The organism is Bartonella sp. AP40SXNS, assembly GCF_042195825.1.
In the GTDB taxonomy this organism is placed as follows: Bacteria; Pseudomonadota; Alphaproteobacteria; order Rhizobiales; family Rhizobiaceae; genus Bartonella.
The window spans coordinates 61,730-75,513 of record NZ_JBHIPB010000003.1 but is presented as its reverse complement, the minus strand read 5'-3'; the positions used below and the strand labels follow the sequence as shown (position 1 = coordinate 75,513).

Genomic DNA, 13,784 nt, shown 5'->3' with positions numbered 1-13,784 from the left:
CTAATGCCTTTCTTAAAGAAACATACGATACAAAGATACAAATGCAATTTGCCAAATTACTCCGCAGAAATAATGTGCACCATGGTCCAACGCACCCCATTTTTCACCGCAATTTTCTTTTTCGCTCATGCCTGTATAAAGCAACTTTCATAAGTTTAACACTTCTCCTTTCGGCTTGTCATACACCCCTTTCTCAAAATAACAGGCTTTCTTCCATTTCTTCTAAAACTATCAAAAGTGTCAACAATCACAATATCTATGTCACATTAAGCGCTCTGCAACACCCACGTATTTTGCAAATGTATGGTGGCGCTTATCATGATGCAAAACTTGAACACCTTTTAGCAAAGATTGTCCGTAAACTGGCAGTTGCATCCCATAGTTCTCATCAAAGCTATTCTGTAACAATTTTAAACTCAGAAACTATCAACGCTTTTGCGCTCCCCAACGGCTCGATCTACATCACTCGTGGTATGCTGGCATTAGCCAATGATTCTTCAGAAGTTGCAGCCATTTTAGCCCATGAGATAGCACATATCAGAGCCAATCATGGCATTTTACGCCTGCAAAAAGAAGCCCAATTAAAGATGACAAATCACATGTCTTCACGTCTTCTTTCTTCTATTGGCAAAAAACTTCATAACCCTATGCAAAACAAGCAACAACTCGCGCAATTTTCCCGCAATCAAGAGCTGGAAGCTGATTCCCTTGCGCTCGAAATGCTCCAACAATCAGGATATGATCCTTTTGCTTCACCGCGCTTTCTTCAAACAATGGAAGCCTATAGTGCTTTTCGTAATATTTCTGGCACCCAAAATGCCTCTCTAGATTTTCTAGCTTCTCACCCAACTACCCCTCAACGCATTCGGCTTGCGATAGAAAAAGCGCGTAAAATCAGTAAAGGGAATAATAAAATATCCGATCATGATTCTTTTCTCAAAAGCCTTGATGGCATAATTTTTGGAGGAGGCTTTTATACAGGTTTTGTAAGAGGCAACCAATTTATTCACCCACAATTGCGCATAGCTTTTTCTGTTCCAAACAATTTTACAATAGAACATTCAGCACACACTGTTTGGGCCAGTGGACCAGATAAAATTGCGATTCGTTTTGACGCTATCCCACATCCTGCTGAAATATCTGCGAGTGATTATTTGAAAAGCGGCTGGATTATCGGTCTAGATCAATCATCTATCCGCCCCATCACAATTCAAGGACTTACAAGTCAAGGTTTTCAAAGCCAAAGTTTACTTGGAGCGTGGGCCCATGCTACCAATGATCAATGGCAATTTGATGTGGTTGTCATTCCATTCAACAACCACATCTTTCGTTTTTTGACGGCCGCTCCACATAATTCTCGAAATTTTGCAGAGGTTGCCCAAAAAACGCTACAAAGCTTTCATTCTCTTTCATCTTCACAGTTAAAAAAATTGCAGCCCTTAAAAATCCGTGTTGTCCGTGTTAAACAAGGAGAAACCGTTGCCAATCTTGCAGATAAAATGCAATACACACCCTATAAAGAAAAACTCTTTCGCATCCTCAACGCCCTCTCACCAACGCAAACTTTACCCGCAGGTACAAAAGTGAAAATTATTACAGAATAAGCCTTTCTTCTCATCCGTTACAGTTTTGATTCTTTTCTGTCTGTATCACGCCCCCCCTTAAAGCATATTCGAAAATAAAGAGGAACACTTTAAAATCCAACTTCATCATGCCTTTATAGGTCTCCGTTTGATATATATTTCCTCCAAACTAACAGCCCCCTATCTTCTTCTGTTTATCAGTAGCGCTCCCAAAGAGGCATATTCCTAAACAAATATGGCCATCCCCTAAAACTGACTTTATCATATTCTCATATGCCCCCACTTAATATATTCTCTTTCCCCCCCAAAAGCCTTTCACTGCTTATATATCGTAAGCATCTTCTGAATGAAGCGTAAGGAGAGCAGAACGCAATTTTTGCAAAGCCCTAGCTTCAATTTGACGCACGCGCTCTTTCGAGATTCCTAATTTTTCACCCAAAACTTCGAGAGTCGCACCCTCTTCATTTAAGCGACGAAAGCGAATAATTTCCAACTCCCGTTCGTTGAGAATTTGCAACGCATCGTAAAGCCATTGTGTACGCCGTTGACCATCAATGACTTGCTCAATTAAAGCATCAGGAAGAGGACTCTCATCCACCAACACATCCATCTTTGCAATGGGATTATCACTGTTCTCAGAAACAGAAACACTCAAGGAATTATCAGAACTGGAAAAACGAAAATCCATGGTTTCAACATCACGCACAGAAACGCCGAGTTTTTCAGCGATTGTGCGAAAAATATCCTGTTTCGATAAAGCACTATCATCCTGCACCAGTTTTGCTCTCAAACGCCGAAGATTAAAGAAAAGTGCTTTTTGCGAAGAACTGGTTCCCCCTCGAACAATTGACCAATTTCGCAAAATATAATCTTGGATAGAAGCACGTATCCACCATGTTGCATACGTTGAAAAACGCACTTCCCGATCAGGTTCAAAACGTGCAGCTGCTTCCAATAGTCCCACATACCCTTCTTGTACCAAATCCCCCAATGGCATTTTGAAACGTTTAAAGCGATTAGCAATAGCAATCACTAAACGCATATGAGCCGCTGCAATTTGATGCATGGCATCATCATCACGTTTGTCTTTCCACCGCAGAGCCAAATCATGCTCTTTTTGTCGTTCAAGATAAGGTGCTTGCATAGCAGAACGCATCATATTACGTCCTAAGCTTTTGTCTGCATCGCTATAATTTTTGCTGCTTTTATAAACAGCATTTGAAAGATTACCCATAATAACCCCTTGCGATTAAAATTTATCAAAATTGATTTGGCAACGACATCATTGTTCTTCGCTTAAAAAGAACGCAAAAGTTGTTAACTTCTGTGACCACTACTTTAACGTGTAATTTTATAATCGCAATTGTTTTTTTTACTGTCATGGTAAAACTTCTTGTCATAAGACACAATTTCACCTGCAAAATGCCTTTACAATATGCCTTTTAGCCTATGAAATATTTGAAAAAACTTTCTCTTCACTTTTCATGACAAAACAGCAAAAAAATAAAGTGATCATGCAAAAGAAATGCCGTTTTTTGATAACCGGTTCCGTTTCCTTTTAAATTGAAGAATTTATTTATGCTTTCAGCTTTACAATACAACTAATAAGTGTAATTTGCAAATATAAAGCATCTAAACTGAATGAAAACTGAATGAAAAAAGAATCATTCAAGTTTTAAAGGCGCAAAGAAACAGCAAAAAATGACAAGAGTGATTGAAGCAAACGCAACAAACGTGTTAAAGAAAGAGCACCATTATGAAATTATCGCAAAAAGCTTTTGACCAGTGCCACACTGAGAAAGAAAATGATCATGGATAGCAAGATTGTTCAACAGAATGAGATTCTTCAAGATGATATTCTCATTGAAAAACACGGAAGGGGTAAATTTGAAGGTTTTCGTTTTTATGCCAACAAAAACAGTACCGATCAAATAGCTGGGAAGCAAATTTCGACAGAAATAGAGAATGAGAATTTGATTCTTGCTTTTTCCAAACGCGCGACACGTTTTTGTGCTTGTGCAAATGGAGATTTTACCCTCAGTTCTGATGGAATTGTGCGCTGGATTGGTCAACCCGTAGGACAACTTGTAGCAACAGAAGATTTTTTCAAACCAAAACTGATTGTTTTAGCAGATGAACAACTCACGGGAGAATCCCGCAATAACGTTGTGAAACGATTAGAACGCTTTGTCACCTTTCATTTTGAAACGACTTTAAAACCCCTGTTTGATTTGCGCAATGCTGATAATTTAACGGATTCAACAAACAGTCTTGCTTCACAACTTTTTAACTCTTTAGGGATTTTACCACGCCGCGAAGTCTTAGACATTGTCAAAAACCTTGCACAAGAATCACGTGCCGTTCTTCGGCGTCTAGGCGTGCGTTTTGGCGCTTTTCATATCTATGTTGCCGGAATGCTTAAACCTGCTCCGGTTCAAGCCATTACTCTCCTGTGGAATCTTCAAAATGCGGGACAAGATCAAACTGGTTTGGGTGAAGTTTTTTCAGCATTATCTGCTGGTCGAACCTCTTTAATTGTTGACCCTACCTATAACCGCCAATTTTATCAATTAGCCGGCTACCGAATCTTAGGACAACGTGCTGTACGGATTGATATTTTAGAACGTCTTGCCAATCTCATCCGTCCCGCACTTCATTGGAAACAAGGAAGTGATCCTAAACCCGATGGAGCCTATGATGGCAAAAGTTTTTTTGTTACACCAGCCATGATGTCCATTCTTGGGGCCAATGGAAACGATATGGAAGAAATCCTCAAAGGACTTGGTTATCAATCGTACAGCATAAGCAATACTGTTTTTGAACAAAATCTCTTTGCACACCAAGCCTCTTCCCCTGTCAATGAGACAAAGCAAGATGTTCCTGCAGCAGCATGCGTTGGAAGTCAATGGCAAACAATAAGCGATTTAGAAACAACACGAGAAGAAAAAAATACCTCATTCCCAAACACTTTATCCTCTAGTATTGAACAACATCTCCATAAAACCAATCGCTTACCAGCAGCTGAACCTGTTGGGAATTTTGCCAAATCCCCTCGCTCTACAGAAGAAGATAAAGTTATTTTATTATGGCATTATAAGCATCAATTTCCCCACCATGCACAAAAAAAACGTGATAAATTAGGAAATAAGTGGCAAAATAAATCGAAGAACGCTGTAAAAAAAGCGGAATACAAAAATGAAAATTCCCCTCAAGAAGCACCATCACAAGCAAAACGCTCTCATAAGTTCCACAAATCCCAAGGAAAACATGCAAATCATAAGCCCTTTCAAAAAGAAAAGCGCCTTAATCCTGATTCACCTTTTGCGAAACTAGCTGTACTACGCGATCAACTCACCAATCATAAAAACACGCACACACTTTCCTCTAAAGAGAATTAAAGTAACAAATGGAGTTTGATCTTGACCCACGTAGTAACCGACAACTGCATTCACTGCAAATATACGGATTGCGTTGAAGTCTGCCCAGTTGATTGTTTTTATGAAGGGGAAAATATGCTTGTTATTCACCCCGATGAATGCATCGATTGTGGTGTTTGCGTGCCAGAGTGCCCAGCAGAAGCGATTTTACCTGATACAGAACCAGGATTAGAAAAGTGGTTAGAACTCAATCTTCATTATGCAAACAAATGGCCTAATCTAACCACCAAAAAAGATCCTCTTCCTCAAGCAAAAGAAATGGATGGTGTTCCAAATAAATTAGAAAAGTATTTTTCAGAAAATCCAGGAAGTGGCGAAGAGTAATGATAAAGTGTACACTCTCCTCCTTCAACGATTGAAAGACTTCTCTTGTAAAAATAAAAAATCCTTAAGCGAAATGATTGATTCTTTTAAATTTTGATGTTAGTGTTATTTTAACATGATCATCTTTCTAAGTATTTTTCTTTGCTTGTTATAGTAAAGCGGTGTATTTTTTTTTGATTTAAAAGTACTCGGCTTTTATGCTCACTTAATTGGTACAATATACTTGGTTAAAGAAAACTCAACCCTCAGGTTTATAACCTGTTTTCCGATACATTTGTTGATCATAAGGGAGTAAACTAAAATATGGCATCCCAACATGGAACGTCTTCCAAGACCAAAGAATTTGCAACCTCTGAATATATCGTCTACCCTACGCATGGAGTAGGACAAATTATAGCGATTGAAGATCAAGAAGTTGCAGGACATAAATTAAAACTTTTTGTCATTCATTTCGCGAAAGATAAGATGGATGTCAAAGTCCCCATTGCAAAAGCCCTTTCCGTTGGAATGCGTAAATTATCTGCTAGTGATTCTGTCGAACGTGCCTTAAAAGTTTTACGTGGAAAAGCACGCGTTAAACGGACCATGTGGTCACGTCGTGCACAAGAATATGATGCTAAAATCAACTCAGGAGATCTTATTTGTATCGCCGAAGTGGTCCGTGATCTTTTCCGCTCTAATCTACAGCCTGAACAATCTTACTCTGAGCGCCAACTTTATACAGCTGCTCTTGAAAGAATGGCCCGTGAAATTGCGGTTATCAATAGTCTTTCTGAAACAGAAGCTATCAATCTCATAGAGATGCATCTCTCCAACAAGCCGGAACGCGAGTTTAAAACTGAGAGAGAAGAAACAGATGAAAACAGTAAAGCTGTCTACGCTGCATAATACACTCTTTCATCATAATGATGATATTTCGATAAAACCAGCGAAAAGCTGGTTTTATTTTTTAACATCCTCTCTGCCCTTAAGGACAAAGTTTCTTAACCAGCGCCAATCTATAAACAATCTAACTTTTCGACAAATTCCTCCTCCTTATTTTCTTTCTTCATAGATAACAAACTGATTAATCATCATAATCTAGCATTATTCATATTAAATTAGAATCTTGAATATGGTAAGATTTCTCATTTTAAATTGCTCTCATGTTGAAGCAATCAAATCACTTGCTTGTCAATCACAAGAGGAGCTGATCTGTGGGTAAAAACTGTATAAAAAGAGTGAGATACTGTCTCAAGCACCAAAGGATATACCAACATTGGAATCTGGCAAGATGTGTAAGGGCGGGGGCTTGCTTTTTTATTTAAGCGTAAAGAGCATAGTGCCGTTTATACACTACACCCGAGACTTTACCATTTACCCTTCTACAAAACCATTATAACATTCAAAAACGCCGTCATAAAATGGATGCCACAAATATTGAAAAATATTCCTTTAAAAAAAGCGTGACAGTACAACATAAGCATATTTTGTCTTGGGCGCTCTATTTTGCATGAGAAGCATTCCCCCCATTAAAGAACGCGATAAAAAAAAACATGAACTAAAACCATCATCTCCATTCTGTAAAAGGCATTCCAAATACTTTTGAAAGCAGTAAAGCTCACTTAAAAAATAACAATAAAAATGAACGTTAGCATTGCCCTTTCAATTTCATACTTTTCCCAAATGAGGTTTCTTATTTCAGAGATTAGGAGATATACGCAATATTCTTACTCCAATCGAACACAAAAAATCTAGAATGATTCATAGAACTCTTAAAAGTCTTAATCTCTGTTTCAAGCAAACCGCCAAAGATTGGATATTCTCAGCAGGAATTGTCCATATATCATCTTTAATCTGATTCACGAATATGACGCAAAGGATTAATACGAACGCCTGTCAAGATAAGCAAACGCAAAGCCAATTGTGTTATGTTTTGTGTTTTACAGAGTAACTTATAAAAGGAAAGAACATCTCTCCAATCCATGGCTGGTCTATGAGTGGTTTTATGACGTTGTTTGCCTAAGAGTGCGCGTGCTTTTTTTGCTTGTAAATCAACATCCAAACCCAAAGCAACCGCATGCTTAAGACAACGATTAAGACGCTTCAGTGCTTTATCTGCTGTTGCAGCTTTTGCATGCCAAATAGAGGCAAGGGTATTGCGTATCTCTGTTTGCGTAATCTCTGAAACGGGTAGACAGCCTAATTTGGGGAGAATATGGAGGCGTAAATGTAAAAACCAATTACAAGCTTCACCATCATTTTTTAATTCAGCTTTACGGCTTTCAAAAGCATCTAGAGCAATGTTTTTTAAATAATGGAGATTACGCATTGCCTCACACTTTTGTTTATCGCGTTCTTTAATGGGGTCACGCCCCTCACGTAAAACAGCACCCCACCCAATTGCCAATTCACGGGCTTGTTTAAAGAAACATCTCGCAACGCTCCCAAGCCCATTTCGCGGCCCCCGTGAAAGGTATAACGGTAAATCCATTGACCACCCCCATCTCTTACGTTTGTGAAGAAGCAAGCCGGTACCATCATTATATTTTCCAGCTCGTGGGTGTTACGACAGCCCTTGGCTTTTAAGACTCCTCATAAGAACCATTTTTAGTTCTTTCTTATACAAATTTTATCCACACACTCATCCCACTTGTGACGTGCAAGCAAGCGGTTTTGATTAATTTTAGATAGAGCGATTTGAAATGAGTGAATCTTACGTTATTCGGGGTTCTAATCCAATATGAAAAAACTGAATTATATATATAAATCAATATGTTGTCTAGTGATGAACAGATAACAAAAAATCATAAACTTAGGTAAGCAACACCATAAAATCATTCATAAACCAGCTATGAACTGGAAAAACGTACCGGCTTTGTAAAATACTTTGCTACCCCCACACATAACATATTTGGTTTTAAGTTTACTTATTTTTACAAGCTGTTCCCAACAAATCCCTTATATTCACAAAAATACGAAAAATATATGGAAAATTCTTAGTTCAAAAATATGAAAAGACAGCGTGATATTTATAGAAGAGTCTCATATACCTTTATCATAAAAAGCACTAAAGATTATTGAATCTGTATAGCTTTTGTCTTGTAACGGTTTTCTCTTTTCTGCTCATAAGAAAGCACGCTGATATCAGCATACACTTAACCCCAATGTTACAACAATTCTTACATTTGAAAATATTCATTATAGACATTTTTTCCTTTTTTATAGAGTTTTTACCCACATGCCAGCCCCACTTGTGACCGAAAAGCAAGTGATTGTCATTGATTCAACATAGGGAAAAATTTGAAATGAGAAAATCCTACGATAGATCTTCCATTTAAGGCGCAAAACAACAAATGATCTCTATAAATCAATGTAATGTCGATCTCTATTTTTTAAGGAGAATCACATGTCACAATATAAGTCTATAGACAAACCATTGCCTTAAATATTCTCATAAAAAACACCGTTATGCTTTATGCTTAAAGCCTTACATGGATCAACCGCCTTAAAGACGATATTTAACGGTCTAATAGGATTCTCTCTACGGTCAATAAAGATTAAGTGTGATACAAAATGATTCTATTACTGAGCTAACTTATATCAATACCCAAGCTCTTAACGAAGTCATCATAAAAGACACTGATACAAGCAATCCTTTATAGCCTCTCAAGAAAACAAGAAAATCATCTCCCACAATAGAATCATTTTTCTACAGAAAAACTTTATCCCACACATGTTTTCAAGAAAAAGTGAAAAACGCATCTTACCCAATGCATTCACTAATGAAATAAAAGAAGTTCACCAATGGAAAAGAAAGAAAACGCTAAAGTTTTAACCACTAAAACAGAACGCCCACGATACATTCCCTGTTCCACATCGATAGAAGACGACGCAAGGGAACCTCAACATTCATCTTAAAGCGAAAATGCACGCCCCAAGCGTGCATTGATCGATGAAATAAAAGAAGTTGACCTCTGGAAAAGAAAGAAAACGCTCAGTCTTTAACCACTAAAACAGAACGTCCACGATACATTCCCGTTTTCAAATCAATGTGATGAGGACGACGTAATTCACCAGAATTTTTATCTTCGATATAAGTCGGCGCCTTCAGAGCATCAGCCGAACGGCGCATGCCCCTCTTCGCTGGAGAGGTTTTTCGTTTAGGTACAGCCATAAAAAGACACTCCAAATCCATTAAAACAGAAAAAGCAATGTCAAAAATGACAATGCTTCATTTAAAACACCATAAAATTTGAGGATATTATACACTGATAAAAAAGAAGAGGCAATGTCAAAATGATCCTCCTCTTACCAAAAATGACCTTCCTGTTATCAAAAATGGTGTCACAATAATCAAATGAATATCAAAAACACTGCAAAATTTGAGAATTTTATACACCAATGAAAGCTTTTTTATAAACCCTTCATTTAATTTTTATTTGGTTTCAAAAGGGATTAGCGCATACAGTAGAGATACGGATAAAAAGAGAAGTTGATTTTTAATAAAAAATGACGCCAATTTATGAAAACAAGAAAAAGTGACAATCTTTCTCTTTAAATTTCATAATTTCATTTTTGTAAAAACAAAGGAAGCAAGAATGCACGAATTTACCACCCTTCTTGCAAAACATAGAGAAACCGTTGAAAAACGGCTTGATACCCTGTTAAGTGATCAAATCCAAAATGGTGAAATTTCACGCCCTAAAAACTTAATCAAAGCCATGCGCTATGGTGTGCTGAACGGTGGAAAACGCTTGCGTCCTTTTCTTGTAATTCAAAGTGCTACACTTTTTGACGTCCCTGTAGAACATTCTCTTGATGTTGCATGTGCCTTAGAATGTGTCCATTGTTATTCGCTCATTCATGATGATCTTCCCGCTATGGATAACGATACACTCCGGCGTGGAAAACCCACCGTCCATATAGCATTTGATGAAGCAACAGCAATTCTAGCAGGCAATGCCCTCTTAACATTTGCCTTTGAAATCATTGCTCATAAAGCTAGTACTTTATCTACAGATATTAGAATCAAGCTGATCACGTCCCTTGCACAATCGGCAGGACTTGGCGGTATGTTAGGTGGACAAATGCTAGACCTTGAAGCTGAAAAAAGACCGCAAGAAAGTACTGACATCATCACTCTACAACACATGAAAACAGCAGCCCTAATAAGCTTTGCTTGCCAAGCAGGCGCCATCATTGGCAATGCATCTAAAGAATTAACCGAAAAGCTTACTGATTTTGGTACCTATCTTGGTTTAGCCTTTCAATTAACTGATGACCTTCTTGATGTCACCGCCAACACGCAAACCCTAGGAAAAACGGCTGGGAAAGATAAAACGGCACAAAAAGCCACTTTTGTTCATCTTTACGGCATTAAAGAAACCCAAAAAAAGCGAGATACACTCATCAGTAAAGCAGAAGCATTCTTACATCCTTTTGGCGCTAAAGCACTCCCCCTCCAACAAGCAGCACACTTTAGTGCAATACGCCAAAATTAAACTTCATCCGCCCTACTTTTACACCTTCATCTTTGTTGAATGCATAATAGACTTTTCAAAGAGACTTCAATATCGTAGGTCTGCATTATAGCTCCTATCATGAAATGGATGTGCCAAATATTGAGAGGTGTTTCATTAAAACAAGCGCGCGTGAATTGATAACACAAATACATTCTAGGCATCCTATTGTGCTTGAAAAACGCCCCACTCATCAAAGAATGAAAGAAACAAAAACGGTAAAGCAATGCGTAATATTCAGGCTTTAAAAGATATCGCCATGGATGCTTTAAAGCCGAATAAAAAAACAACCGTAAAGAAAGAAACTCGTTTCTCCTTTATATCTTTAATCTTCTAACGATAAGGTAAAAAATAAACAGAATAAATATAAAACAGAGCATTTTATAAACCCGCAAAAGACAATAAAAATGCCGATTGGCTTTGTAGCCTTATCAAAATCATCTGTTGTTCATTGCCAACCGTAGAAGTACAATGCCCTCAGTAAAGAGTCGTAATTTTTATGCCTTTCCACGCTATCTTGTTGTAAAAGATCAAATATGGTTACATTCTGTAAATTCACTCGTGTATTGTTGCTCTCTAAAAACACTTTTACAAAAGTGCTGATTGTTTAGTTTAAGCATCATTTTTTTGAAACTCGTATTTAAAATATCAGAAAAAAATGAACATAATGGCTATTTTGATTTTTATGCCACCCTCAAAGAACAAAATCTTTTAACCTAATCTACTCTGTAAACAGTCTAGTGTCCTACCGAGTAGGTTTCTCTCGTTTTCCACGCATGCGATTCACTTAAACTAAAGACGCGATAAACAAGACTTAAGAATATTCACCATGCACTTCTTAAAATACTTAATGTATCAAACAGGATACCTTCACTACCCTTCAAATGACGGTATGTTACGGCATAACAGGATAAATAAAGTCATCAATTTCAATAACACGAAAAAAAAATATTATTACCGATCTCTCTTTTCTTAGCAAGAAAGATATAAAACATTTGATTTATAATGATAATTCATGTTTTTCAACTTGAATAAGAACCCTAAATACCGTAAGATTCTTTCATTTCAAATCTGTGTATATTGAATCAATCAAAATCACTTGCTTGCACCTCACAAGCGGGAAAAGCCGTGTGGAGCAAAACATCAAAGAAAGGACTAAAAAATGCCTCTTATGAACCGGCTTAAAAGCCATGGGCTGTCCACAACATTAGGAGCTAGCAAAGTGAATGATTGTGTCGGCACGCTCCTTCAAAAGCAGAAACATTTTTATTTACAAAAGTGTGTAATAACTTCAATTTAATAATAATCATGGTCACTATACAACTTTAATTCATCACGCTCTTTATCTCGTTGATTCAATTCATCACATAAAAAGAGAATTGATAAAATTAAACAGAGAATGATCATTGCAACAGAAAGATAAAAAAAGTCCTTATTATTATATATAAAAGCGCAATCTAATTTGTGATAAGTCGTTTTTTCAACCCAAGTGCAAATTTGCTCCTTTAAGTGCAGTTTTCTTATTAAGATGAAAAGCATCATTGTAAATGAACCTATACCTGTTGCCAAAGCTGGAAAATATGTCCACCTTTTGAAGCCATAATGAACAAATATGCAACATGGATAAGAAAATGCCGCGATTATTAAGACTATTATAGCCATTTAATATCCTTCGAGAGAATTTTACCCATTACCCATTAAATGTCATTTGTAAATTCTTCTTGGTTTCATCATGTCATATATCGTGTTTAGCTCTATGCAAAAACGTGCTATTTTTCTAGTATTTTCACTATGACCAGCGTTCATACTAGACACGAGATCAATAATTTGTGTTGTAGAACTGATGCCATTTCCGCTTGAAGAATTAAGAAATTTTTTCGCGTAATCAATCATGGGGTCAGTAGAATTCATAGACATATTATAGGCCCAAATAAAATCGCTTTCTCTCCAGTTATAGTCATAACGCAAACTGCTTATGACATTGGGTAACATTGCCCATGACATCTCCTCATTATAATCACCACGCAATAAATTAACAAAGCGTCCACATAAAACAATAAGTATGTGACGATGCCATATAATATCAAATTTTGGCGCTATATTCTGATAGCCACGACTATAGATGAAGTTTCTTGCTTGTTCTTGCTTTTGAAAATGTTCAAAAGTCTCGTATTTTTCACTGATATATTCTTCGTAAAGTTTATTGTACTGCTCTAGACTATCTACACGCGTACATCCTAACAATACAAATACAGAAAAAAGAGTTATAAATGTTATAATAGGCGTTATAGATAACGATTTCATCGCTTTACCTTTTAATGACTATAATTTGTAGAACTTAACAGATTTCTATTAAATATATCAATATGTGTTTATTTATTTTTGTTTATATCAAATTATACTTAACGATATTGCTGTTTTTAGTTTTATGATTTCTCCAAGAAGAAGGGATCATTCAAAATCCGTACAAATAGGTTTTCTTTACTATCTGAAAGTATTTTCTAACGTCAGAACATGCAGAGTTCACTCTGCAACCAAAGAGAAAATACCCTAAATAAGAATGAAAGATGTAAGAAAACATCTCAATAAGATGATGTGTATTTTAAAAAAAGCAATGGTAAAATCCGCTAACTATACCAACAATAAAATCGATCATGAGGAAATCCGATTAGGACAGGCTAGAATTGTCCTCCCGCTTATTAAACACTGCGTAGCAAGACATTTCCGAAAAATATAAGCGAAAACAGGAAAATTGTTGTGCACTATTACCATTCCTTAATAAGTATATAATCCGGTACAATCATGTTCTCTATCAGCTTCTCATCTTGCCAACAACTCTTAGCGTTCAAGAATATTCATGAGAAGCCTTTTTACTTCTTTTTTATGATTTTTACACTACGCCCACTTATAATGTACAAGAAACATGATTTTGATTAATA

The 13,784-nt window shown here is 36.8% G+C and carries 8 protein-coding genes and 1 pseudogene; 5 read left to right on the top strand and 4 right to left on the bottom strand.

What is annotated here, in order from left to right; translation table 11 throughout:
- Positions 1-41: 41 nt before the first annotated feature.
- Positions 42-1,604 carry a M48 family metalloprotease gene (locus ACFILZ_RS02915; protein WP_375610298.1) on the top strand — a complete coding sequence of 521 codons (1,563 nt, stop codon included), beginning with the start codon at positions 42-44 and terminating at the stop codon, positions 1,602-1,604.
- A gap of 301 nt (positions 1,605-1,905) precedes the next feature.
- On the opposite strand, the gene ACFILZ_RS02910 is transcribed toward ACFILZ_RS02915, so the two are convergent.
- On the bottom strand, positions 1,906-2,817 hold the full coding sequence (locus ACFILZ_RS02910) for an RNA polymerase factor sigma-32 (protein WP_375610299.1): 912 nt from the start codon (positions 2,815-2,817) through the stop codon (positions 1,906-1,908).
- A gap of 577 nt (positions 2,818-3,394) precedes the next feature.
- Between ACFILZ_RS02910 and ACFILZ_RS02905 the strand changes: the two genes are divergently transcribed.
- From ACFILZ_RS02905 to ACFILZ_RS02895, 3 genes are all read left to right on the top strand, one after another.
- Positions 3,395-4,981 (top strand): hypothetical protein, encoded by a 1,587-nt coding sequence (locus ACFILZ_RS02905; RefSeq protein WP_375610300.1) that lies wholly within the window; start codon positions 3,395-3,397, stop codon positions 4,979-4,981.
- A gap of 21 nt (positions 4,982-5,002) precedes the next feature.
- The gene (gene fdxA, locus ACFILZ_RS02900) at positions 5,003-5,344 is read left to right on the top strand and encodes a ferredoxin FdxA (RefSeq protein WP_015856977.1); all 342 of its coding nucleotides are present in this window, start codon (positions 5,003-5,005) and stop codon (positions 5,342-5,344) included.
- A 303-nt stretch (positions 5,345-5,647) separates the two neighbouring features.
- Positions 5,648-6,232, top strand: coding sequence for a CarD family transcriptional regulator (locus tag ACFILZ_RS02895; RefSeq protein WP_273790499.1), 585 nt, complete (start codon positions 5,648-5,650; stop codon positions 6,230-6,232).
- A 906-nt stretch (positions 6,233-7,138) separates the two neighbouring features.
- Here ACFILZ_RS02895 and ACFILZ_RS02890 read toward each other — a convergent pair.
- A pseudogene (locus ACFILZ_RS02890) lies at positions 7,139-7,880 on the bottom strand (tyrosine-type recombinase/integrase); the annotation flags it as partial.
- A gap of 1,440 nt (positions 7,881-9,320) precedes the next feature.
- Positions 9,321-9,500 carry a 50S ribosomal protein L32 gene (gene rpmF / locus ACFILZ_RS02885; RefSeq protein ID WP_005774555.1) on the bottom strand — a complete coding sequence of 60 codons (180 nt, stop codon included), beginning with the start codon at positions 9,498-9,500 and terminating at the stop codon, positions 9,321-9,323.
- 424 nt (positions 9,501-9,924) lie between these two features.
- On the opposite strand from rpmF, the gene ACFILZ_RS02880 reads away from it, so the two are divergent.
- The gene (locus ACFILZ_RS02880) at positions 9,925-10,827 is read left to right on the top strand and encodes a polyprenyl synthetase family protein (protein ID WP_375610301.1); all 903 of its coding nucleotides are present in this window, start codon (positions 9,925-9,927) and stop codon (positions 10,825-10,827) included.
- A 1,722-nt stretch (positions 10,828-12,549) separates the two neighbouring features.
- Here the strand turns inward: ACFILZ_RS02880 and ACFILZ_RS02875 are convergent.
- Complete coding sequence (locus ACFILZ_RS02875; protein ID WP_375610302.1) at positions 12,550-13,149, bottom strand: hypothetical protein; 600 nt, start codon at positions 13,147-13,149, stop codon at positions 12,550-12,552.
- Positions 13,150-13,784: the final 635 nt, after the last annotated feature.

Excerpts from the sequence above, each read along its gene's own strand:
- ACFILZ_RS02915 (WP_375610298.1), top strand. The coding sequence starts at position 42 with ATGCAATTTGCCAAATTACTCCGCAGAAATAATGTGCACCATGGTCCA.
- ACFILZ_RS02910 (WP_375610299.1), bottom strand. The coding sequence starts at position 2,817 with ATGGGTAATCTTTCAAATGCTGTTTATAAAAGCAGCAAAAATTATAGC.
- ACFILZ_RS02905 (WP_375610300.1), top strand. The coding sequence starts at position 3,395 with ATGGATAGCAAGATTGTTCAACAGAATGAGATTCTTCAAGATGATATT.
- ACFILZ_RS02895 (WP_273790499.1), top strand. The coding sequence starts at position 5,648 with ATGGCATCCCAACATGGAACGTCTTCCAAGACCAAAGAATTTGCAACC.
- rpmF (WP_005774555.1), bottom strand. The coding sequence starts at position 9,500 with ATGGCTGTACCTAAACGAAAAACCTCTCCAGCGAAGAGGGGCATGCGC.
- ACFILZ_RS02880 (WP_375610301.1), top strand. The coding sequence starts at position 9,925 with ATGCACGAATTTACCACCCTTCTTGCAAAACATAGAGAAACCGTTGAA.
- ACFILZ_RS02875 (WP_375610302.1), bottom strand. The coding sequence starts at position 13,149 with ATGAAATCGTTATCTATAACGCCTATTATAACATTTATAACTCTTTTT.